General features: G+C 73.5%; 22 protein-coding genes and 1 riboswitch. Of the genes, 17 read left to right on the top strand and 5 right to left on the bottom strand.

Annotated elements, in window-relative coordinates; all coding sequences use genetic code 11:
• Positions 1-25 precede the first annotated feature (25 nt).
• Positions 26-808, bottom strand: a complete 783-nt coding sequence (locus tag ACFVTF_RS18605) for an IclR family transcriptional regulator (protein ID WP_387814671.1) — start codon at positions 806-808, stop codon at positions 26-28.
• 503 nt (positions 809-1,311) lie between these two features.
• Here ACFVTF_RS18605 and ACFVTF_RS18600 point away from each other — a divergent pair.
• The 6 genes from ACFVTF_RS18600 (at position 1,312) to ACFVTF_RS18575 (ending at position 7,118) form a co-directional block, all read left to right on the top strand.
• On the top strand, positions 1,312-2,334 hold the full coding sequence (locus ACFVTF_RS18600; protein ID WP_387814669.1) for an ABC transporter substrate-binding protein: 1,023 nt from the start codon (positions 1,312-1,314) through the stop codon (positions 2,332-2,334).
• Between the two features lie 112 nt (positions 2,335-2,446).
• Entirely contained in the window at positions 2,447-3,463 is a 1,017-nt protein-coding gene (locus ACFVTF_RS18595; protein ID WP_387814667.1) for an NrtA/SsuA/CpmA family ABC transporter substrate-binding protein, read from the top strand.
• Complete coding sequence (locus tag ACFVTF_RS18590; RefSeq protein WP_387814665.1) at positions 3,460-4,326, top strand: ABC transporter permease; 867 nt, start codon at positions 3,460-3,462, stop codon at positions 4,324-4,326. Before ACFVTF_RS18595 ends, ACFVTF_RS18590 begins: the two co-directional genes overlap by 4 nt.
• Positions 4,323-5,072, top strand: coding sequence for an ABC transporter ATP-binding protein (locus tag ACFVTF_RS18585; RefSeq protein ID WP_387814663.1), 750 nt, complete (start codon positions 4,323-4,325; stop codon positions 5,070-5,072). Before ACFVTF_RS18590 ends, ACFVTF_RS18585 begins: the two co-directional genes overlap by 4 nt.
• 63 nt (positions 5,073-5,135) lie before the next feature.
• Entirely contained in the window at positions 5,136-6,041 is a 906-nt protein-coding gene (locus tag ACFVTF_RS18580) for an ABC transporter substrate-binding protein (protein ID WP_371520656.1), read from the top strand.
• A 3-nt stretch (positions 6,042-6,044) separates the two neighbouring features.
• Positions 6,045-7,118, top strand: coding sequence for an LLM class flavin-dependent oxidoreductase (locus ACFVTF_RS18575; protein WP_371520658.1), 1,074 nt, complete (start codon positions 6,045-6,047; stop codon positions 7,116-7,118).
• 114 nt (positions 7,119-7,232) lie between these two features.
• Here ACFVTF_RS18575 and ACFVTF_RS18570 read toward each other — a convergent pair whose 3' ends face one another.
• Positions 7,233-8,222: an aldo/keto reductase gene (locus tag ACFVTF_RS18570; RefSeq protein ID WP_387814660.1), complete on the bottom strand. Its 990-nt coding sequence runs from the start codon at positions 8,220-8,222 to the stop codon at positions 7,233-7,235.
• A gap of 407 nt (positions 8,223-8,629) precedes the next feature.
• Here ACFVTF_RS18570 and ACFVTF_RS18565 point away from each other — a divergent pair, with 407 nt between their 5' ends.
• The 6 genes from ACFVTF_RS18565 to ACFVTF_RS18540 all read left to right on the top strand — a co-directional run bounded on the left by ACFVTF_RS18565 (position 8,630) and on the right by ACFVTF_RS18540 (position 13,385).
• A complete protein-coding gene (locus tag ACFVTF_RS18565; protein WP_371520661.1) occupies positions 8,630-9,649 on the top strand; it encodes an LLM class flavin-dependent oxidoreductase in 1,020 nt (339 codons plus the stop codon).
• Positions 9,650-9,911: 262 nt separating this feature from the next.
• Positions 9,912-10,478, top strand: a complete 567-nt coding sequence (locus ACFVTF_RS18560) for a TetR/AcrR family transcriptional regulator (protein ID WP_387814658.1) — start codon at positions 9,912-9,914, stop codon at positions 10,476-10,478.
• A 125-nt stretch (positions 10,479-10,603) separates the two neighbouring features.
• A complete protein-coding gene (locus ACFVTF_RS18555) occupies positions 10,604-11,224 on the top strand; it encodes a DUF4865 family protein (protein ID WP_387814656.1) in 621 nt (206 codons plus the stop codon).
• A gap of 17 nt (positions 11,225-11,241) precedes the next feature.
• Positions 11,242-11,790, top strand: coding sequence for a carboxymuconolactone decarboxylase family protein (locus tag ACFVTF_RS18550; RefSeq protein ID WP_387814654.1), 549 nt, complete (start codon positions 11,242-11,244; stop codon positions 11,788-11,790).
• Positions 11,787-12,779: a phosphotriesterase gene (locus ACFVTF_RS18545; protein WP_387814652.1), complete on the top strand. Its 993-nt coding sequence runs from the start codon at positions 11,787-11,789 to the stop codon at positions 12,777-12,779. Before ACFVTF_RS18550 ends, ACFVTF_RS18545 begins: the two co-directional genes overlap by 4 nt.
• A gap of 96 nt (positions 12,780-12,875) precedes the next feature.
• The gene (locus ACFVTF_RS18540; protein ID WP_387814650.1) at positions 12,876-13,385 is read left to right on the top strand and encodes a GNAT family N-acetyltransferase; all 510 of its coding nucleotides are present in this window, start codon (positions 12,876-12,878) and stop codon (positions 13,383-13,385) included.
• Positions 13,386-13,414: 29 nt separating this feature from the next.
• Here ACFVTF_RS18540 and ACFVTF_RS18535 read toward each other — a convergent pair whose 3' ends face one another.
• Positions 13,415-14,440, bottom strand: a complete 1,026-nt coding sequence (locus tag ACFVTF_RS18535; RefSeq protein ID WP_387814648.1) for a carboxymuconolactone decarboxylase family protein — start codon at positions 14,438-14,440, stop codon at positions 13,415-13,417.
• A 107-nt stretch (positions 14,441-14,547) separates the two neighbouring features.
• Between ACFVTF_RS18535 and ACFVTF_RS18530 the strand changes: the two genes are divergently transcribed.
• Positions 14,548-15,261 (top strand): TetR/AcrR family transcriptional regulator C-terminal ligand-binding domain-containing protein, encoded by a 714-nt coding sequence (locus ACFVTF_RS18530; RefSeq protein ID WP_387814646.1) that lies wholly within the window; start codon positions 14,548-14,550, stop codon positions 15,259-15,261.
• Between the two features lie 161 nt (positions 15,262-15,422).
• Here ACFVTF_RS18530 and ACFVTF_RS18525 read toward each other — a convergent pair whose 3' ends face one another.
• Positions 15,423-16,187, bottom strand: coding sequence for an SDR family NAD(P)-dependent oxidoreductase (locus ACFVTF_RS18525; RefSeq protein WP_387814644.1), 765 nt, complete (start codon positions 16,185-16,187; stop codon positions 15,423-15,425).
• A gap of 138 nt (positions 16,188-16,325) precedes the next feature.
• Here ACFVTF_RS18525 and ACFVTF_RS18520 point away from each other — a divergent pair, with 138 nt between their 5' ends.
• Both ACFVTF_RS18520 and ACFVTF_RS18515 read left to right on the top strand, forming a co-directional pair.
• Positions 16,326-16,946 carry a TetR family transcriptional regulator gene (locus tag ACFVTF_RS18520; protein ID WP_387814642.1) on the top strand — a complete coding sequence of 207 codons (621 nt, stop codon included), beginning with the start codon at positions 16,326-16,328 and terminating at the stop codon, positions 16,944-16,946.
• A 218-nt stretch (positions 16,947-17,164) separates the two neighbouring features.
• Positions 17,165-18,307: an alpha/beta hydrolase gene (locus ACFVTF_RS18515; RefSeq protein WP_387814640.1), complete on the top strand. Its 1,143-nt coding sequence runs from the start codon at positions 17,165-17,167 to the stop codon at positions 18,305-18,307.
• A gap of 105 nt (positions 18,308-18,412) precedes the next feature.
• Here the strand turns inward: ACFVTF_RS18515 and ACFVTF_RS18510 are convergent, their stop codons facing one another.
• Positions 18,413-18,742: a MoaF N-terminal domain-containing protein gene (locus tag ACFVTF_RS18510; RefSeq protein WP_063349998.1), complete on the bottom strand. Its 330-nt coding sequence runs from the start codon at positions 18,740-18,742 to the stop codon at positions 18,413-18,415.
• Positions 18,743-18,951: 209 nt separating this feature from the next.
• Here ACFVTF_RS18510 and ACFVTF_RS18505 point away from each other — a divergent pair, with 209 nt between their 5' ends.
• Positions 18,952-20,262: an esterase/lipase family protein gene (locus tag ACFVTF_RS18505; protein ID WP_387814638.1), complete on the top strand. Its 1,311-nt coding sequence runs from the start codon at positions 18,952-18,954 to the stop codon at positions 20,260-20,262.
• Positions 20,263-20,552: 290 nt separating this feature from the next.
• Positions 20,553-20,719: riboswitch (cyclic di-AMP (ydaO/yuaA leader) on the top strand.
• Positions 20,720-20,721: 2 nt separating this feature from the next.
• Positions 20,722-22,068, top strand: coding sequence for a hypothetical protein (locus ACFVTF_RS18500; RefSeq protein WP_387814636.1), 1,347 nt, complete (start codon positions 20,722-20,724; stop codon positions 22,066-22,068).
• Positions 22,069-22,072: the final 4 nt, after the last annotated feature.

The raw sequence follows: 22,072 nt of genomic DNA, 5'->3' as shown, positions 1-22,072 counted from the left end.
GAGCTGGTCGGGTGGCAGCGTTGCGTCAGGCGCGTTGGTCGGGTGGCAGCAGCAGGACGGCGAGTGCGTCGGCGCAGGTGCGGGCATGGCCCAGGAACCAGTCCAGGCGGTCGTCGGTCAGGTGTGCCGGGGTCGAGCGGACGGCCAGCGCGAACCGGGCCTGCCCGGTGCCGTCCAGGACGGGCACGGCCACCGTCCGCACCCCGGCCGCCGACTCGCCGTCGTTGAGCGCGTACCCGGAGCCCCGGACCTTCGCCAACTCCTCGTCGAGCAGCGCCGGTTCGGTGATCGTCCGGTCGGTGAACGACGGCAGCGGGCCAAGTGTCGACACCGCCGGCTCGCCCGGGCGCGGCCAGGCCAGCAGCACCTTGCCGAGCGCCGTGGAGTGCAGCGGCCGACGCAGCCCGAGGCCGGTGTCCGGGCGGACGGAGGCCCCCACCAGGATGACCGCGTGCGGACCGCTGCGGATCGCGAGGTCCGCGGTCGCACCGGTGCGTCGGGACAGCCGGTCCAACTCGGGTGCGGCCAGGTGCAGTCCGCGCTGGTGGAAGGTGAGTTGGCCGAGTTCGGCGACCGCCGGGCCGAGCCGGTAGCGCGCGGTCTGCTCGTCCTGCTCCAGGAAGCCGGCGCTGACCAGCGTCCGGGCCAGCCGGTGCGCGGTGGAGACGGAGAGGTCCATCCGGCGGGCCAGGTCGGAGGCGCTCAGGTCGGGGCCGTTGTCGTGGAAGCAGTGCAGCAGCCCCAGCGCACGCTGGACGGCCTGCGCACCGGCCGGCGGGCCCTGGACGGCGGTGGCGGCCTCGGCCATGGCACCTCGCGTTTCGGTTCGGGAATCCGGCTGGATCACCGGGAGGAGTCTCAGCGTAGGGCAGCGAGTGCTGCGGGATTGTGTCGACGACGTTGCAATGGAATGGCGTTGATGAACAAGTGATCCCACCATGTGGCAAAACCTTGCCTCCGGCTCGATCGTCGTGGAACGCTCCTCACATCGCGCCGGACGCCCTCCGCCCGGCGCACCACCCGCAACCCGACCCGCAGGAAGGAGCGACGCCGTGACGATCCACCGGTGCCCCGCCTCCTGCGCGTGTTGTCGCTGACGCTCCCCTCGCGCCGCACCGTCCGGCGTTCCCCGCCTCGCGCGACTCACGGCCTCGCCCGACACGCCCGTCTCGCTCGAAACGCCCGCCTCGCCCGTCTCGCCATTTCGTGTAACTCCCCGACGCCGCAGGTCCCGTGACCCGCGTGGCGTGCCCAGTCCCGCAGCCTTCCGGCGCCCGCCGAACCCGCCCCCTCCGCAGAGGACCACACCCCGTGCCCAGTCCTTCCCCCAGTACCCCCGACACCCTCTGGTTCACCCGCTGCCCGGTGCCCACCGCCACCGGGATCGCCGCCGACCAGGGTTGGCTCGCCCGCGAGTTCGCCGCCGACGGGATCGCCGTCCGCTCGCTCCAGGACGCCCCGCCGGAGGTGGCCGCAGACCACCACTACACCCACGCGCTCACCCGACTGTTCCGCGAGGGCGGCAACGTCCCCGCGCTGTGGGCCCGTTCGCGCGGCGAACGGACCCGGCTGATCGGCCTCACCTGGATCGAGGAGCGCCAGGTGGTCCTGGTCCGGGCCGGCAGCGGCGTCACCGGCCCCGGCGACCTGCGCGGGCTGCGGCTGGCGGTCCCACATCATGGCATCGGCATCGACTTCTGGCGGGCGATGGCCCTGGCCGGCTTCCGTGGCGCCCTCGGCCTCGCCGGGCTCACGCTGGACGACGCCGAGCTGGTCGACGTCCCGGGCCTGCCCGGCGGCGGGCAGTGGGCCGGCGAACTGGCCGCGCTGCGGGACGGTGTGGTGGACGCCGTGTACGTGAAGGGGGCGCTCGCCGTCGAGGCGGCCCGCCGGGTCGGGGCGGAGGTGGCCGTGGAACTGGACGCGGTGCCGGACCGCCGGGCCCGGGTCAACAACGGGACGCCCCGGCCGGTCACCGTCCACCAGCAACTGCTGGACGAGCAGCCGGAGCTGGTCGCCCGCTTCCTCGCCGTTCTGCTGGAGGCCGCCGACTGGGCGGCCGAGCACCCGGCGGAGGTGGTGCGGATCCTGCGGGCCGAGACCGGCGCGGGCGCCGAGGGCGTGGCCGGGGCGTACGCGCCGGGCAGCCACCGCACTCTGCACCTTGACCTCTCGGCGGAGCGCCTGGACCTGCTGGCGCAGCAGGAACGTTTCCTCGGGGACCGGGGATTCCTCGCCTCCCCGGTCGACATCCCCGGCTGGGCCGACCCGGAACCCCTGCGCGCCGCCCACGAGCTGCTGCGCGAACGGCGCCGCGCCGCAGTGGGCGGCTGAGCGCCGTCGGCCGTCGGCTGACAGATCATTACCAACAGATTTCAGCAGACAGATTTCAGATAACAGATTTCGAAACCTGTCACTTGTCAGCTGTCCTTCGTTTGGAGACCCCGTGAAGACCCCCCGCCTCGCCCTCGCCGCCACCGCGCTGCTCGCCTCCACCGCACTGGCCGCCTGCGGCTCGTCCGCCGACGGGGCCAAGGCCTCCGCCGGCGGCAAGGCCGACGTGGTGCTCCGCCTGCCCGACCCCGGAAACAACGGGTTCCTCGCCCGCGGCAAGAAGGACGGCTCGCTGGACAAGGCCCTGGCCGCCGTCCACGCCAAGGTCGCCTGGACCGGCAGCGCGGGCCCGTTCGCCCCGGCCGCACAGGCCCTGTCCGCCGACCAACTGGACGTCGCCCAGGGCTCGATCACCTCGGCCGTCGCGGCGCTCGCCCAGAAGCCCGGATTCAAGCTGTTCGCCCAGACCGCGCCCGACGGCGTCGGCGAAGGGATCCTGGTGAAGAACGACTCGCCCATCAAGTCCGTCCAGGACCTGGTCGGCCGCAAGGTCGCCGTCTCCCAGGGCGGCACCAGCGAGTACCTGCTGCTCAAGGCGCTGGAGAAGAACGGCGTCCCGGCCGACAAGGTCGAACGGGTCTACCTGCGCGCCGACCAGACGGCCGGCGTCTTCAACTCCGGCCAGGTGGACGCCTGGGCGACCTGGAACACCTTCTCCACGCCCACCATCGCCAACGCCGGGGCGCACTTCCTGGCCAACGGCAAGGAGGTCGGCTCCGACAACTACGCCGTCTGGGCCGTCCGCAACGGGTTCGCGGACAAGCACCCCGAGGTGGTCAAGGCCTTCTACACCTACCTGCGCGAGAACGGCCTCAAGGAGAAGGCGGACCCGGCCGCCTACCTCAACGTCTTCACCGAATCCGGCCCGACCGCCGTCACCCCAGCCGAGAAGGACATCGCGGTGAACGTCAGCGGGCAGGGCGCCGCCGCGGAGGCCATCTCCGACGCCGACACCGCCCGCTTCGGCACCGTCGCCCGGTTCTTCGCCGACCAGAAGGTCACCAAGCAACTCGTGGACGTCAAGCCGTACCTGATCGACATCAACAAGCTCGGGGACGGTGCCAAGTGACCACCGCCGCCCCCGAACACACCACCGACGACACCCGAGCCGCCCTCGACGCCGGACTCGTCACCCCGCACACCAGGCGGCAGCGACCCCGCCCGCGCGCCCTCGCCGTGATCCTGCGCACCCTGGGCCCGCTCGCCCTGCTCGGCGGCTGGGCGCTCGCCTCCGCCACCGGCGCGCTCACCCAGGACGTCCTCGCCTCACCCGCCCAGGTCGCCGAAGCCGTCGGCGAGTTGTGGGGAGACGGCCAGCTCGCCGATGCGCTCGGGGTCTCCCTCACCCGGGCCGGCCTCGGCCTGCTCTTCGGCGCGACCACCGGTCTGGTGCTCGGCGTGGTCACCGGCTTCACCCGGCTCGGCGAGGAACTGCTCGACTCCGCGATCCAGGTGCTGCGCACCGTCCCGTTCCTGGCGCTGGTCCCGCTGTTCATGGTGTGGTTCGGCATCACCGAGACCGCGAAGGTCGCCCTGATCGGCGTCGCCACCAGCTTCCCGATGTACGTGTCCGCCTCCGGCGGCGTCCGCAACACCGACCGCAAGCTGGTCGAGGCGATGCGCAGCTTCGGGCTCGGCCGCTGGGCCATCGTGCGCACCGTCGTCCTGCCCGGCGCGCTGCCCGCCCTGCTGTCCGGTCTGCGACTGTCGATGACGCTCAGCGTGATCGCCCTGATCGCCGCCGAGGAGATCAACTCCACCGAGGGGATCGGATACTTGATGGCCCAGGCACAGAACTACTCGCGCACCGACATCCTCGCCGTCTGCATCCTGATCTACGGGTTGCTCGGCCTCACCGCCGACGCGGTCGTCCGGGTCCTGGAACGCCTCCTGATGCCGTGGCGCCAGGCCGTCCAGGGAGCAGCCCGATGAGCACCGCCACCTCCGCCACCTCGGCGCCTTCCACCTCCGCGCCCGCGACCGCCGCTCCGGCCGTCCATCTGCGGGGCCTGCGAAGGGTGTTCGGCACCCGGGCCGTCCTCGACGGCGTCGATCTCTCCATCGCCCGGGGCGAGTTCGTCGCACTGCTGGGCGCCAGCGGCACCGGCAAGACCACCCTGCTGCGCATCCTCGGTGCGCTCGACCGGGCCGACGAGGGCACCGTACTCGTCCCGCCGGTGCGTACGGTGGTCTTCCAGGAGCCCCGACTCGTGCCGTCCAAGCGGGTGTTGGCCAACGTCACGGTCGGCCTGCCGCGCGGCGCCGCGACCCGGGAGACCGGACTCAAGGCGCTCGCCGAGGTCGGCCTGGACAAGCACGCCGACGCCTGGCCGGCCACCCTCTCGGGCGGCGAGGCGCAGCGCGTCGCGCTCGCCCGGGCCCTCGTCCGCGAACCCCAACTGCTGCTGCTCGACGAGCCGTTCGCCGCACTGGACGCGCTCACCCGACTGCGCATGCAGGACCTGGTCGGCGACCTCGTCCGCCGCCACCGCCCCGCCGTGCTGCTGGTCACCCACGACGTGGAGGAGGCCGTCCGGCTCGCCGACCGCGTCGCCGTCCTGCGCGACGGCCTGCTCGTGCGCGACGAACCGGTCGCCGTCGACCACCCCCGCGACCCCGCCGACCCGGCCTTCGCCGACCTGCGCCGCCGACTGCTGGCCGACCTCGGCGTCCACTGACCCGTCAGCAGCCCCACCGAACCGTCCTCAAGAACGCCACCCCGCACCACCGGAGTTGAACAGATGACCGTGACCCTCGGCGTCCACGCCAGCAACCCCTCGCTCTACTACCTCGCCCGGTTGCCCTACCTGGACGAGGAACTGGCCCCGCTCGGCGAGACCGGCGCCTTCCACCACTACGCCGACGGCACCCGCACCGGTGCGCTGCTCGCCGACGGCACCATCGACTTCGGCGGGACGGGATCGACCCCGCCGGTCACCGCCCAGGCGGCCGGCCACGACCTGGTGTACGCGGCGGTCTCCGCACCCCGGCCCGACCACGGCGCCCTGCTGGTGCTGGACGGCGGCCCGGTCCGGGCGGTGGCGGACCTCAAGGGCGGCACCGTCGTGCTGGGCATCGGATCCTGGCAGACCCACCTGCTCGCCAAGGCCCTGCACGCGCAGGGGCTCTCGTACGCCGAGGACGTCACCCCGGTGCGCCCGGCGGCCGGCGAGGACCAGGCCCAGCGGCTGCGCGACGGCGAGATCGCGGGGTGGATCGCCCAGGGCGCCGAACTGGCCGCCGCCCGCCGGAGCGGGGGTTTCCGGGAGCTGATCCGCACCGGCGACGTCATCACCGACCGCTCGGTGTTCTTCACCCGCCGGGACTTCGCGACCGAGCGCCCCGAGGTGGTCGCCGCGATCGCCGCCGCGCTGCGCCGCGCGGACGCCTGGGTGGCCGCCCACCCGGCCGAGGCGGCCGCGATCGCGGCGGAGCAGCTGGGCGGCTCGGCCGTCGACTGGCAGACGGCGCTGGCCGCACTGCCGTGGCAACTGGAGCCCGCCACCGCCGGGTTCATCGCCGAGCAGCAGGAGGCCGCGGACATCTTCCACGGGGTCGGGTTCATCGACCGGGCGCTGACCGTCGCCGACGCCCATCTGCCCGCGCTGGAGGCCCCGGTGGCCGCCGCGCTCGCCAAGGCGGTCTGAACCATGGCCTCCGAAGTCCTCTGGTACATCATCCCGCGCGAGGGCCACTACCCGTGGGAGCCGGCCGGCCGCCGCCCGGTGGATCTGCGCTACCTGCAGCAACTGGCGGGAAGTGTCGAGCGGTTGGGCTACACCGGCGCCCTGCTCGCGACCGACCTCTACGACGTGTGGACGCTCGGCAGCGCGCTCGCGGCCGCCACCACCCCGGCGTTCAAGCCGCTGCTGGCCGTCCACCCGGGGCTGGTCTCGCCCACCCTGCTGGCGAAGATGGCGCTCAGCTTCGACCGGATGCACGGCGGTCGGCTGCGGTTCAACGTGGTCAACGGCTCGACCGCGCAACTGCGCGAGTACGGACTGGACGTCGAGCACGACGACCGCTACCGGCTGAGCGCCGAGTACTGGTCGATCGTCAAGCGCCTGACCGCCGGCGAAGTCTTCGACCACAAGGGCGAGTTCTACGACCTGAAGAACGCGGGCGCGAGCCTGCGGGAGCTGGAGCCGGTCCAGCCCGGCGGCATCCCGCTCTGGTTCGGCGGCAGTTCGGCGGCCGGCATCGAGATGGCGGCCGAGCACGTGGACGTCTACCTGACCTGGGGCGAGCCGCCGCACCTGCTCAAGGAGAAGCTGGACCTGGTCCGGGCGCGGGCCGCCGCCCACGGCCGGACCCTGCGGATCGGGCTGCGGCTGCACCTGATCGTCCGCGACACCGAGGACGAGGCCTGGGCGGCCGCCGACCGTCTGCTCGACGTCACCAGCGAGGCCACGTACGCCCGCCAACTGGGCGGCGCCAAGGGGGAGGACGGGGTCGGCTGGCAGCGGCAGTTCCGCCAGCACGGCGGCAAGGTGCCCGCGCGGGCCCGGGAGCTGGAGGCCTACCCGAACCTCTGGCCGGGAATGAGCCTGTTCCGCCCCGGCCCCGGTACGGCGGTGGTCGGCTCGACGGCCCAGGTGGTCGAGCGGTTGCAGGAGTTCGAGTCGCTGGGCGTCGACACCTTCATCCTCTCCGGCAACCCCCTGCTGGAGGAGGCCCACCGGGTTGCGGAAACGGTACTGCCCGCCCTGGGCATCCGCCGCTGACGGCTGACGGCTGACGGCTAACAGATAGCAACTGACAGCTGACAGATGATGAAATCTGTCAGCTGTCAGTTGTTCGCCCGTTCCGCCGGCAAGCCCCGCCCGCCCCCTCCCCGCTCAGAGGCTGAGTCGGTCGATCTCCGCCAGCTCCTCCGCGGTCAGCGGACCGCCCGCGAGCGCGTCGATGTTCTGGTCCAGCTGGGCGACGCTGCTCGCCCCGATGATCACCGAGACCACCCGGGGGTCCCGCAGGACCCAGCACAGCGCGAGCTGCGCCAGCGTCTGCCCGCGCCGCTCGGCGACCTTGTTGAGTGCCCGCAGCTGCTCCAGCTTCGGCCCGCTGAGCGCCTCCTCGGTCAGGAACCGCCCGACCGACATCCGCGAACCGGCCGGCACCTCGCCCGACAGATAGCGGTCCGTCAGCAGACCCTGGGCGAGCGGAGAGTAGGCGATGAGGCTGGTGTGGGTCTCGCCCACCGCGTCCAGCACGCCCTCCTCCACGTACCGGTTGAGGATCGAGTACGCCGACTGGTTCAGCAGCACCGGCGTGCCCAGCTCGCGCAGGATCGCCACCGCCTCCCGGTGCTGCTCCGCCGGGTAGTTGGAGATCGCCGCGTACAGGGCCTTGCCCGAGCGCACCGCGCTGTCCAGCGCGCCCATCGTCTCCTCGAGCGGGGTGTCGGGGTCGTAGCGGTGGGAGTAGAAGACGTCGACGTAGTCCAGTCCCATCCGGCCCAGCGACTGGTCCAGGCTGGCCAGCAGGTACTTGCGGCTGCCGCCGTTGCCGTACGGGCCGGGCCACATGTCCCAGCCGGCCTTGCTGGCGATGAACAGCTCGTCGCGGTACGGGCGGAAGTCCTGGGCGAACAGGTAGCCGAAGTTGCGCTCGGCGCTGCCGTACGGCGGGCCGTAGTTGTTCGCGAGGTCGAAGTGGGTGATCCCCCGGTCGAAGGCGCGGCGCAGCACCGCCCGCTGGACCTCCAGCGGCTGGGCGTCACCGAAGTTGTGCCAGAGGCCGAGGGAGACGGCCGGCAGCTGAACGCCGCTGCGGCCGGCCTTGCGGTAGGTCATCGAGGCATAGCGGTCATCCGCGGCGAGGTAGCTCATGCCGGACATCTTGCCAGTCGCCGCGAGCGGATCAAGCCCTTGCCCCGTTTCTGACCGGTGCTTATGCTCGCGGAGGATCGTACGCGTGCGAGGCGAGGGGGGAGTCGTGATGACCGTCCAGACTGTGACCGCACCCGCGACCCCAACCGCGATCGTGCCCGCGGCGGCACCCGTGACCGCGCCCGCGGCCGCCGCGGCCCGCTGTTGTCGCGGCCGCCGCTGCACCTCGCGCTGACGCCGCCCCAGAGCCGCTCCGCCGCGATCCCCTCCCGGTGCCGCCCGCGTGAGCGCAGCCCGTACCCGGGCGTTCCGCGCGGGCCGCCGCCGCCCCTCCTCGGCAGCCGTGCCCGCGCCTCGGGTCAGGGCGTCGCGCCGAGGCCCCATCGAGCGCCCCCAAGGAGACCGCCGTGCGGTTCACCGTCTCGTCCCTCGTCGCCAACGGACCCGATCCCGTGACCGGCGTCCAGCGCACCCCGCAGGAGAAGCTGTGGAACGTCATCGACCAGGCGGTCGTGGCCGAGCAACTCGGTTACGACGGCTACGGCGTGGGGGAGCGGCACGGTGAACCGTTCCTCTCTCCGGCGCCGCCGGTGCTGCTCAGCGCGATAGCGGCCCGCACCTCCACCATCCGGCTGTTCACCACGGTGACGGTGCTGAGCATCCTGGATCCGGTCCGGGTCGCCGAGGACTACGCCCTGCTCGACCAGCTCTCCGGAGGCAGGGTCGAGTTGATCATCGGCAAGGGCAACGACCCGCGGCACTTCGACCTGTTCGGCCTGCCCGAGGAGCGCCAGTGGGACGCGCTCGCCGAGAACTACGGCCTGTTGCGCCGGCTCTGGCGCGAGGAGAGGGTGACCTGGGAGGGCTCGACCCGCCCGCCGCTCAAGGACGTGGCCGTCGCGCCGCGCCCGTTGCAGGACCCGATCCCGGTGTGGCACGGCAGCGCGACCAGCACCCAGTCCACCGACCTGGCCGCCCGCTACGGTGATCCGCTCTTCTCCGCCAACTCCTTCCACCCGCTGGCCAAGTACCGCTCCCTGGTGGAGCACTACCGCGAGCGCTGGGCGCACTACGGGCGCGATCCGAGGGAGGCCAGGGTGGGCGCGAGCTTCGGCGGGCTGTACGTCGCCAAGCGCTCGCAGGACGCGGTCGAGGGCTTCCGTCCGTACTGGGACGCGATGTTCGCTTCGGCGGCCGGTCGGCACAACAAGTCGCCGTTCGCCTCGCTGGAGGACGCGCTGGAGCACGGTTCGGCCCTGGTCGGAAGCCCGCAGCAGGTGATCGAGAAGATCCACCGCTATCACGAGGCCTTCGGCAACGAGGTGGTCGGGATCGGAGTCGACGCTCTGACGGAAGGGGCGCAGCGGGAGCAGTTGGAGCTGTTCGCGGCGGAGGTGGCCCCGGTGGTCAGGCGCGAGCTTCCGTGAGCGCCCGCCCGACGTGACGCGCGCCACCGGCCGCGGTGGAGTGCCGCCGGTCGGGGCGGGGGAGACGAGCGGGCGAGGGGCCGTGGCCGCCGGGGGGCGGCGCACGGCCCTCGGTCGTCCCCGGCGCGGACCCGTCCGCCCGCCTCGTCCCCGCCTTGCCCCCGCCTCATCCCCGGCGCGGACCGCTTCGGCCCGCCCCGCGTCCGCGTCGAGCCGGGCCATCCCTGGCCTTCTGTACCTACTGGTATGTACAGTGGTTCGCATGACCACCCAGGACCGCCTCATCGAGAGCACCCAGGCACTCCTCTGGGAGCGCGGCTACGTCGGCACCAGCCCCAAGGCCATCCAGCAGCACGCCGGTGTCGGCCAGGGCAGCATGTACCACCACTTCGCCGGTAAGCCCGACCTCGCCGCCGCCGCCCTGCGCCGCAGTGCCGAGCAGCTGCGGGGAGTCGCCGCCGCCGACCTGTCCGCCCCCGGCAGCGCGTACGACCGCATCGCCGCCTACCTGCGCCGCGACCGCGACGTACTGCGCGGCTGCCGGATCGGCCGGATGGCCCAGGACCCGGACGTCATCGCCGACCCCGAACTGCGCGCCCCCGTCGAGGAGACCTTCGACTGGCTGCGCGCCCGGATCGCCGAGTTGGTGGCCGAGGGCCAGGCGGCGGGCGAGCTCGCCCCCGGTGTCGACCCGGCCGACACCGCCGCCGCCGTGGTCGCCGTCGTCCAGGGCGGCTACGTCCTGGCGCGCGCGGCCGGCCGGGCCGAGCCCTTCGAACAGGCCGTACGCGGCGCCCTCGGCCTGCTCGCCGCCCAGCGCACCGCCTGACCGCGCCGCGCACGGCTGGGCGGCCGCGTGGCCGGCCGCGTGACCGTGCGACCGACCCGGCAACCGAGCGCGTGACCGACTGGCCGAGCGATGCCCGCTCGACGATCCGACCGAGGAGACCCGCCGTGCACGCCATGCAGTACGAGATCACCCTCCCCGCCGACTACGACCTGGGGATCATCCGCAAGCGCGTCGCGGACAAGGGCCATCTGCTCGACGCGCACCCGGGCCTCGGGCTCAAGGCGTACCTGGTCCGCGAGCGGGGCCGCGACGGGTCGCCCGTCAACCAGTACGCGCCGTTCTACCTCTGGCGCACCGTCGAGGGCATGAACAGCTTCCTCTGGGGACCGGGCTTTCGCGGCCTGAGCGCCGACTTCGGCCGCCCGGCCGTCCGTCACTGGCTCGGCGCCGGCCTGGCCCACGGCGCCGTGCCGGACGCTCCGGCGACCTCGACCTCGACCTCGACCGCGACCTCGACCGCGACCACGACCACGGCTACCCGCCACACCGTCAGGCTCTCCGAGTCCGACGATCCCGCCGAGGCGGTCGAGCGGGCCCTCGCCGAGTTGCCCGCGCACCCCGCTCTGCACACCGCCGCCGTCGCGGTGGACCCGAGCCGCTGGGAGCTGGTCCGCTTCGCCCTCTGGCGCGGCCCCGCCCCGGACGACGTGCCGGGCATCCGCTACCAGGTGCTGCACCTGTCCCGTCCCGAACTCGACCGGCTGCCCGGCGGCCGGCACTGGTGAAAGGTTTCGCCACTCCCATGACCAGCCCCACGACCGCCCCCGCGACCGACCCCGCCGCCCTGGCCCCCGCCCCGATGGCACCGGCCGACCTGACCCCCGCGCCGCTCGACCGCGAAGCCGGCTACGCCCTGCTCGCCGACCTCGCCGGCCCGGTCGCCGCCGCGACCCTCGGCGGCCTGGACGGTCTCGCGCCCGGCTTCCCCGACTGGATCGTCACCAGTCTCTTCGGCGGCACCTACCAGCGCCCAGGTCTCGCCCTGCGCGACCGGCAGGTGGCCAACCTGGCCGCGCTCACCGCCCTCGGCGGCGTGGAGCCGCAGCTCGCCGACCACGTTCGCAACAGTCTGCGGATCGGCCTGGCCAGGGAGGAGATCACCGAGGTCATCGTCCACCTCGCCCCCTACGTCGGCGTCCCCAAGGCCCTGGCCGGCCTGCGGGTCGCCGCCGCCACCTTCGCCGAGGCGCCCCCGACCGAGGCGTCCCCGACCGAGGCGTCCCCGACCCCGGCAGACCTGGTCCCCGCGTCCCCGGTCCCCGTATCCCCGACCGAGGCGGACCCGGCATGACCCCCATGATCCATACCGTCCTCGGCGACCTCGACCCCGCGGAACTCGGTGCCACCGACTCCCACGACCACCTCTTCATCCGCAGCCCCCTGCTCCCCGGCGAGGAACTGGACGACCCGGCCGCCGCCGAGGGCGTCCTGCGCGCCTTCGCGGCGGCCGGCGGACGGTCGTTCGTCCAGTGGACCCCGTACGGCATGGGCCGCGGAGCGGACTCCCTCGCGAAGCTCTCCCGTGCGACCGGAGTCCACGTCGTCGCCGCCACCGGCCTGCACCAGGAGGCCCACTACGACCCGGACACCCTCCCCGCCCTGTACGACGGGCTGGCCGAACGCTTCATCGCGGAACTCACCACCGGGCTGACGGCCGAACCGGCCACCGAGCTGCCTGGACCGCCCGTAGCCGCCGAGGCCCCCGCAGCAGTCGAAGCCCCCGAAGCACCCGCGTCGCCCGAGGCCGTCCGGGCGGGCCTGATCAAGATCGCCTGCGACCCCGGGACCACCACGGCGCACACCCGGCGGGTGATGGCCGCGGCCGCCGACGCGCACCACGCCACCGGTGCCCCGATCGCCGTCCACCTCGAACCCCGAGCCGACCCGCACCTCGTCCTGAACCGGCTGCACGTTCGACACGGCGTCCCGCCCCACCGGATCGTCCTCGGCCACCTCACCCGGCTGCCGGATGTGCGGGTGCACCGCGAACTCGCCGCGGAAGGCGTCTACTTCGCGCTGGACAGTCCTTCCCGGGCCGGCCACCCGGCCGACCACCAGGCGTTCGACGTCATCGCGGACCTCGTCGAGGCCGGCCACGCCTCCCGTCTTCTCCTCGGCGCCGACACCACCACCCGCACCGCCCGTCGGGCCGACGGCCCGACCACACTGCTCAACGACCTCGTCCCACGGCTCGCCCGCGCCTTCGGCCCCGAACTGCCCGGCCTCCTCCTCACCGCCAACCCGGCCGCCGCCTTCGCCACCGACTGGCGCACGCCCTGAACCGTCCCCGCTCGGCCCCGCCCCGGTCTCGACCCGTCGCAGGCCGACCCCGGGTCTCCGGTGAAGGCCCGCCGCCCACGCCCTACCGTGACGGCCATGGTGACCCTGCGCATCCTCACGACCGACGACTGGCCGCTCTGGCGCGACCTGCGCCTCGCCGCCCTCTCCGACTCGCCGCACGCCTTCAAGGCCCGCCTGGAGGACTGGCACCACGGCGGGGAGGAACGGTGGCGCGCCCGGTTGCACCTTCCGGGCGCCCACCACGTCGCGGCGCTGCTGGACGGTCCGGATGGTCCGGACGGTCCGGACGCCACTCCCGTCGGTCTGGCGGACGGTCTCCCCGGAGCCGACGGCGTACGGGAGTTGCGCTCGGTGTGGGTCGGACCGGAGGCACGCGGCAGGGGCGTCGCCGACCTGCTGCTGGAGGAGGTCGAGCGCTGGGCCCGCGCATCCCGTGGCACCACGCTGCGCCTCGCGGTGCTCCCCGGCAACGAACCGGCGATCGCGCTCTACCGCCGACACGGCTTCACCGCGCTCGCCGAGCCCGGCGGGCTGCTCGCGGACGGGGTCACCCGGGAGCTCGTGATGGCGAAGCCACTGCGCTGACGGTCGCAGCTGACGGCCGGACGGGCCGGTCACCCGCCGATCCACCCCGCCACCCGCTCGACGGCCGCGAACGCGCCGAAGGCGAGCAGCCGCGTCAGCTCCCCGTCGTCGGCCCCGGGCCGAACGGCGCGCCAGGCGGCCACGTCGGCCTCCGCGAGCCGGTACGGCGCGAGGGCGGTGAGCAGGGCGAGCCGGGCGGCCGGGCGCTCGGGTGCGGCGAGCCCGGCCAGGTACGGGCCGACGGGGTCGCCGCCGAGCGGCGGGTGGGTGCCGTCCCAGGTGGCCAGCGCGTCCAGGACGGCGGCGCGGGCGGGGTCCGTCAGCAGGCCGCCGCCCTCCGACGCGGCCGCGCGCAGGGCGAGGTAGGCGGGGCCGATCGCGCCGTCCCCGGCCCAGGCGGGCGTGGCGCCACCAGGGGAGGGGACGGGGGAGCCGCCGAGGACGGTGAGGCCGGCGCCGGGTACCACCGTGAGACGGGCCGCCTTCGCCACCGCCAGTGCGGCGGTCCGCCGCTCGTCGACGGAGTGGCGCAGGGCTTCCGGCAGCAGCGCCTCCTCATCCAGGAGAGCGGTGACCATGCGGTTGATGAAGTGGGTGACCAGCACCGTCCCGACGAACTCGGGAGCGAGGGAGGCCGGGAAGGGCGGGCGGGCCAGGGCCTGATCCCCCGGTGTACGGGTGGCCGCCGCCCAGGCGAGCAGGGCCGCCTGCCCGGCGTCCTCGGGGGCGCGGCCGGTCCTGGCGGCCTCGGCGAGGCGGTGGTCGCCGGCGCCGTGGGCGAGCAGGGCGTGCGCCTCGGTGCAGAACGGGCAGCGGTTGGCGAGCGAGACGGCGCCGGCCACGGCCTCCTTGTCGGTGCGCGCCGCGGCCCCGGCCAGTTCGGCCTCGCGCAGCAGCGCCCAGGTGGCGGAGAGCACCGCGGGGGCGGGCGAGAGGCTCATCAGCGGGCCGTCGGCGAGCAGGAAGTCCCGCTCCATCTGGGCGTACACGGCGGCCACCTGGCCGGTGGCGGCCTCGGGTCGGACGGGCGTGGTGTGGCGGTAGGGCGCGGGCATGCGGGTCCCCTCCTGATGTCCCGGACTTCTGTCCCAGCTATCGCAACCCGCAGTTGCGATACGGTGAGCGTGACACGCCGCTCGCCCTAACGCAACCGGGAGTTGCAATGCGCCCCGCCGAACCCGCCGAACCCGTCGAACCTGCCGAAGCCGCCGAACCTGCCGAAGCCGTCGAGCCCGTCGAGCCCGTGGAACCCGCCGAGGCTGCCGAGCGAGCCGAGCCCGCCCGGACTGCCGCCGCCCGGCCCACGCTCGGGCGCGGCGAGAAGGTCCGGACGGCGGTGCTCGCCGCCGCCCTCGCGGAACTGGCCGAGACCGGCTACACCGCGCTCACCGTCGACGGGGTCGCGCAGCGGGCGGGCGTCCACAAGACCACCGTCTACCGGCGCTGGAAGGACCGCGGCACCCTGCTCGTCGACGCCCTGGCCGGCCAGATCGCCACCGACATCCCCATCCCGGACACCGGCTCCGTCGACGACGACCTGCGCGCCCTCGCCCGCGGCCTCGCGGCCTGGCTGACCGGCCCGTCCGGCAGCGCCGTGCTCGCCGTCCTGCTGTCGGACGCGGTCCGGGTCCCGGCGATGGCCGAGGTGCGGGCGCGGATCTTCGGCGACCGGCTGCGGCGGGCCGAACCGGTGGTCCGCCGAGCCGTCGAACGCGGGCAGCTGCCACCCGGCACCGACCCGGCCGAGGTCATCAAGAACCTCGCCGCGCCGCTGTACTTCCGGGTTCTGATCACGGCCGAGCGGGTGGGCGGCGACACCGCCGACCGCGCCGCCGCCGCCGTTCTCGCCGCGGCCCGCAACGGCGGCCTCGGCTGACCCGAGCGGCCTTCGCGATCCCGGCGGCCGTCACGGCCCCGGTGGCCGTCACGATCTCGGCGGATGCCGCGAGCCTGGCCCCGCCGCCCGCGATGCGACAGCGGGGCCCGTGTCACCAGGGGAGTGGTCGGGGCCCCGCCGTCGTGCGGTCGTCCGGCGGCTCACATGTGGGTACCGCCGTCGATGCGGAGCTCGGTGCCGGTGACGAACGCGCCGTCGTCGGAGGCCAGCATCGCGATCACCCCGGCCACCGTCTCCGGACCCGCGAAGCCCTGGCCGAGGGCCGGGGCGAGCTTGGCGAGCAGGCTGAAGTCGGCGTCGGCGGGCAGTCCCGGGTTGTGGGTCATGCCGCTGTCGATGCTGCCCGGCGCGACGCAGACCGCGCGCAGGCCCTGCTTCGCGTACTCGGAGGCGATGGCGTGGGTGAAGGACTGGATGCCGCCCTTGGTCGCGGCGTACGCGGCCATGTAGGGGTGGGCGAAGCTCGCCGAGGTGGAGCTGAAGTTGACCACCACGCCCCTGCCGCCCGCGAGCAGCGCGGGGAGCGCCTCGCGGGTCATCAGGAAGGTGCCGGTCAGGTTGACCGCGAGGAGCTTGTTCCAGAACTCAAGGCTGGTCTCGTGGGTGTGCGACGAGCGGAGGATGCCGGCCGCGTTGACCAGGGCGTCCAGCCCGCCGAGGTTCGCGATCGCCGCCGCGACGCCGGTGACGACGGCCGCCTCGTCCGAGATGTCCAGGACCTGGACGGCCAGACGGTCCGCGGTGCCGTCGGCGGTCGCGCGGTCCAGGGTCGCCTTCAGGCCGTCCTCGTCGACGTCGACGGCGACGACCTTCCCTCCCTCGGCGAGGATGCGGTGCACGGTCGCCTGGCCGATGCCAGAGCCGCCGCCGGTGATCAGGACGTTCCGTCCGCTGAAGCGCTCCATGGTGGTACTCCGTTCGTTCGTGGCCTTTCGGCCTCAAGAGGCACGGTACGCCTTCGTGGCATAACGTGCCAATAAGTCCTCCAAGTGTCACTCCGGCGCAACGCGCCACAGTGGCACCGGCCCGCGTACGCTGACCCTGTGACCGGACGCCCCACCCTGAATCAGCGCCGCCGCGACGCCACCCGGCTGGACATCGCCCGCACCGCCGCCGAGCTCTTCGCCGAGCGCGGGGCCGAGGCGACCACCGCCGAGGAGATCGCCCTCGCGGCGGGCATCTCGCTGCGCACCTTCTATCGGTACTTCTCCGTCAAGGAGGACGCCGTCGCGCCGCTGCTGGCGGCCGGCGGGCGCCGCTGGGTCGACCAGCTCGCCGAGGCCCCGGCCGATCTGCCGCTGCGCGAGGCGCTGGAGCGCTCGGCGGTCGCCTCGCTGACCCCGCCCGACGGCGAGGCGGTCGAGGCGATGGAGTGGACACGAAGCCTGCTGCGCGACCCGAGCCTCGACGGCACGTGGCAGCGCGTCCACGCCGACTCCGAGGAGCGGCTGCGGGCGGTCCTCGCGGCGCGCTGCCCGGGCGGCACCGACCCGCTGGAGATCCGTCTGGCCGCCGCTGCGGCGACGGCCGCGATCCGGGTCGCGCTGGAGGAATGGGCCGCCTCGGACGCGCCCACGGCCGGCCCGGGCTCCCCGCAGGAGCTCGGTGCGCGTTGCATGCGCGAACTCACGGCGGGGCTGCGGCTCTACGGGCGGGAGGGCTGAGCCCGTCCGGCCGCGAACGGACAGCAGATAACAGATAACAGCTGACAGATTTCGTTATCTGTTATCTGTTATCTGTCGGCTGTCATCTGTCACCTGTTCCTCCTCTCCGGCCCCGTTAGGGTGGGTGATCGCGCGCCCCGGTGGGGGAACCGGGGTGACCACCTCGGATGTCCTGGACGGAGGGGGCGGGGAGTTCGAGGCGTGGGAGCAAGTAGGACATGGGTCTGACGAGCCACAAGGTGTTGGCGCTGGCCGTATTGATCGCCGTCGTGATGACGGCCTGCACGGTCTGGCTGTGGCCACGACTCGCCAAGCAGAGCTGGCAGGCGGTGCTCGGCCGGATCGGCGCCCTGCTCGCCACCCAGCTCGCGGTGCTGGCCGCGCTCGGCCTGGTGGCGAACAACTACTTCGCCTTCTACAGCAGTTGGGACGACCTGCTGGGCACCGGTGACACCGGCCCGGTGGTGATCCACAACAAGGCGGACGCGTCCGGCCGGCTGCTCGTGGAGACGATCGGCCACGCCTCCGTCAAGGGCGGCGGCGCGATGGGCCGCGAGCCCAGCCAGTCCGGCGAGATCCGCAAGGTGCGGATCGACGGCGCGGCCAGCCGGCTGTCCACCGAGGGGTACGTCTTCCTGCCGCCGCAGTACTTCCAACCGGAGTACGCGCAGCGGCAGTTCCCGGCGGTGATCGTCAGCACCGGCTTCCCCGGGATCGCCGAGAACCTGATCACCCGGTTCAACTACCCGGGCGCGGCGCTCAAGTTGCTCCAGGACGGCAAGATGCAGCCGACCGTCATGGTGCTGATGCGTCCCTCGCCGGCCCTGCCGCAGGACACCGAGTGCGAGGACATCCCGGGCGGCGCGCAGTCCGACACGTACTTCACCAAGGACGTCCCCTCGGCGATCCAGGCGAGCTTCCGGGTCTCCTCCGACCCGCAGGCCTGGGCCTTCATGGGCAACTCGACCGGCGGCTACTGCGCCCTCAAGCTGGCCATGCGCCACCCGGACGTCTTTCCGACCGCCGTCGCGCTCTCGGCCTACTACGACGCCGCCGACGACCCGACCACGGGCGACCTGTTCGGCGGCAGCAAGCAGCGTCGTGACGAGGCCAACCTGATGTGGCGGTTGAAGAACCTGCCGCAGCCCAGGGTGTCCGTGCTGCTGGCCGGCACCAAGAAGGGCGACGGCGACTACCGGCGCGACACCGAGGCCTTCGTCGACGCCGTGCAGTCCCCGATGAAGGTCTCCTACAGCATGTTGGAGAACGGCGGCCACAACTTCGAGACCTGGAGCGCGCTGCTGCCGTCCTCGCTGGAGTGGCTGTCCCAGCACCTCAAGGTCCCGAACCATGCTGCCTGAGCAAACCGCCTGAGCAAACCGCCTGGGCAGGCCGTCCGAGCAGGCAGTCTGCTCAGACGGCCTGAGTAAGCAGGCGGACAGCGAGGGGCGCGGGAGCGGTAAGGCTCAGGCCACCCGCTCCAGCGTCCCGGTGTGCAGCTCGCCGACCCGGCCGCCCTCGCCCTCGTACGTCCAGAAGGCGCGTACCGTCAGCCGGCCGAGGTCCATCACGTGGCTGACGGTGATCCCGCTCTCCTCGGTCCAGCTGATGAAGTAGATCTCCGGCGCCACCTCGGCGACGTGCAGCCGCACGTCCTCCCACTGGCCCGCCGACTCGCCGAGGCCCTCCCAGCGCAGCCGCCGGCCGTCGGCCGAGTAGGTGTTGCGGAAGGCCGCGCCGTTGTCGGCCCGGAAGAGGTAGGTGCGGCCGGCGAAGGCGGGCAGGGGCGCGGTCATGGTGGGGCGGTACCTCGTTCCTGTGGGGCCGTGCACGGCGGTCTTGTGCACTGCGGAAGATGTCGGACCTCCAATTTATCCGACCCGGTGAGCCGGGTGGGCGCACCCGTGGGCGGTGCGCCACGGCACCGGCCGCCACCGCGCAGGCCCGCGGGGTGTGCGGCGGGCACCTGGGCGCCCGCCGGCGGCCGGTCCTACCGTCCACCCCCATGAGACGCACCCCCACTCCCATGCGGCACACCCCCACCGCCGTCGGACGCACCCCCACCGCGTTGTCCGCCCTCCTGCTGACCCTCGCCGCGCTGCTCCTCGGCACCCCCATTCCGGCCCAGGCCACCGCCGCCCAGGCGGCCACCGCCCCGCTCACCCTCGAAGCCGCCTTCCCCGCTCCCGGCAACGGCTGGGCCAAGGTCGAGCGCTACCTCGACACCACCCCCGGCTTCCGCACCGAGCAGTACCCGGCCGACGGCCGCGGCGACCAGGACGGCGCCCGCCGGACGTACTTCGGCGGCACCGGCCAGCCCGCCTCCAGCCGCTTCCTGCTGTACTCGGCGACCGGCTGGGACACCGGCAGCCGTCCGACCCCCGTGCTGCTGGTCCACGGCGCCAACGACAACGCCGACCGCGCCTGGGCGAACCCGGGGGAGAGCGGCACCTGCGGCGCCTCCGCCTGCCCGTCCACCGGCCTCGCCCAGTACCTCGCCGGCACCGGCCACCGGGTGTTCGCCATCGGCTTCGCCCACAAGCAGGGCGACAACCTGCTCCAGGCGCAGGCCGTCGGCGACGCCGTCGCGCTGATCCGGGCCCGTCTCGGCGTCCCCCAGGTGGACGTGGTGGCGTGGAGCAAGGGCGAGGTCGCCGCCCGGGCGTACGTGTCCTCGGTGCGCCCGTCCTGGGGGCGGGCCTACGCGGGCGACGTGCGCCGCCTGATCACCCTCGGGGGCCCGAACGGCGGGCTCGACTACGTGTACGCGCACGGCTGGTCGTTCGACCTCGCGAGCTGGCCGGCCTGCGGCGGCACCGCCAACGCGCCGTCCCCGCACCTCTACATGACCTGCTACGGCACCTACACGGCGCAGCCCTGCCTCGGCGTGCTGCCCACCGGCGGCTACGACTGCTACCCGGGCCAGCGCCAGCTGCTCGCCCGCTGGGACGGCCGGTACGGGGTGGACGGCACCGCCCAGGACTGGTGGACCACCTACTACGGCGGCCAGGGCTTCTACACCTCGGGCCAGGGCATCCAGGCGGCGATCGACGCCGGTTCGCTGATCGCGCCGCTGCAACAGGCGGGCGTCCCCGCGTCGGTGCGCACCTACCTGCTCGCGGGCGGGTCCGCCGACATCCCGGGCGTGCTCAACGAGAACCGGGGGCCCAGTGACGGCATCGTGTTCACCGCGAGCGCCCTGGACACCACCGGCATCGCGACGATCGGCGGCACCCGGCTGCTCACCGGCCTCAACCACCTGGAACTCGCCTGGGCGCCGGAGGCCGAGAGCCAGGTCGACAACTGGCTCGCTTGACCCGTGGACCCGTGGACCCGTGGACCCGTGGACCCGTGGACCGGTGGACCCGTGGGCCCGTGGACCCGAGGCCCGTCGATTCACCGATTCGTCGTTCGGCAGCTCAACGGCTCCGCTGATCCGTCCCAACTGATCCACCACGCAGCGTCGTTGATCGACACCACTGTGACCTGTGCGACAACCGGCCCTGGCAGGTTGTCCGTTCACGCACGGCCTGCCTAGCCTGCAACCGTCGTCCGCCCTCGCGGACCCCCGCCGTCGGGACGCCGAGTCCTGTCCACCCGTCGGCCGGCAACCGAGCACCACAGCGGACGGGAGCGGGGGAACCAAGGTCAGCGCCCGGCCCGTACGCTCCCGCGTGCGGGCCGTGGCTAGGGGTGAAGCCGCTTCCACCGGCGGCCGGGCTGCCTCAGCCCGAATCCGACAGCTCACCTCGCAGGCGTCGCAGAGGACACCGCCATGCACCAGCCTGCCCGGCGCCGCGCGCCGCGCCACGCCCGCCCCTCCCACCGGGGCCGCAACGCCGCCCTCGCCGTCACCGGAGCACTCGCCGTCACCGGCGCCGGACTGCTCGGCCTGCCGGCCGTCTCCGGCGCCCAGGCCGCCACCACCCCGACCGTCACCCAGGACCGACTCGCCCCGGCGACCATGGTCGCCAACCAGGCCGCCACCGCCTCGCTGACCCTCCACTCCTCGGCCTGCTTCACCGCGAAGACCGTCGGCGTGGGCGTCCGGAACGCGGCCGGTGCGAACCTCGACTTCCCGGGCAACGCCTCCAACGTGCAGATCTGCCCGAGCGGCCTGTCCTTCACCAGCGGCGCGCGCGCCCTGCCGGCCGGGACGTACACCCAGTTCGGCTTCTGGCAGGACCTCGGCGGGGCCTGGCACAACCTGGCCTCGCAGCAGCTGGTGGTCTCCAGCGCCCCGGCGCCGACTCCGACTCCGACCCCGGCGCCGACTCCGACTCCGACCCCGGCGCCCACCGCGAAGCCGACTCCCGCCCCGACCCCGACCCCGACCCCGACCCCCACCGCGAAGCCGACCCCGACGAGCACCCCGAGCCCGAGCAGCCCGAGCGCCACCGCCGGCCCGTCGGCGGGCACCCCCGCCTCCCCGGTCGCCGGCAAGTCGCTGACCTGGTCCGACGAGTTCAACAGCCCGATCAGCTGGGGCTCGCGCTGGGTCGGCGACAAGAGCACCGCCTACAAGTACGGCAACCACAACCCGGACGACAACAAGCTCGACCTGCTGAACAAGAACAACGTCAGCGTCGCGAACGGGGTCGCCACCTTCACCGCCGCGCCCGGCACCACCACGCTGGAGAACGGCAAGCAGGCCTGGAACACCGGCTTCCTGACCACCGAGGGCTCCAGCGAGGGCTTCCAGGTCAGGACCGGCGACTACGCCGAGACCCGGGTCAAGCTGCCGTCCGGCTCCGGCGCCTGGCCTGCCTTCTGGACCTGGAAGAACGGCAACGGGGAGGTCGACTCCTTCGAGTACCACCCCGACAACCCGAACCTGCTGGAGCTGACCAACCACGTCAACCCCGGCAACCCCAAGTACTACACCGACGCCGGCGCCGTCGCGAAGGACCAGTGGGTGACCATCGGCACCTACTACGGCGCCACCTCGGTCGACTGGTACGTCAACGGCGCCAAGGTGTTCTCGGACGGCAAGGGCGTCGGCGCCAACTGGTCGGCGTACCTGATCCTCAACCTGTCGGTCGGCGCGGGGAAGTACCACCCGGCGCCGCAGGGCACCGCTCCGATCACCTTCGCCGCCGACTACGTCCGCGTGTACCGGTAGGCCC

The sequence above is a fragment of the Kitasatospora sp. NPDC057940 genome (genome assembly GCF_042887425.1).
Taxonomy (GTDB): domain Bacteria; phylum Actinomycetota; class Actinomycetes; order Streptomycetales; family Streptomycetaceae; genus Kitasatospora.
This window is presented reverse-complemented; position numbering and strand designations above follow the sequence as displayed.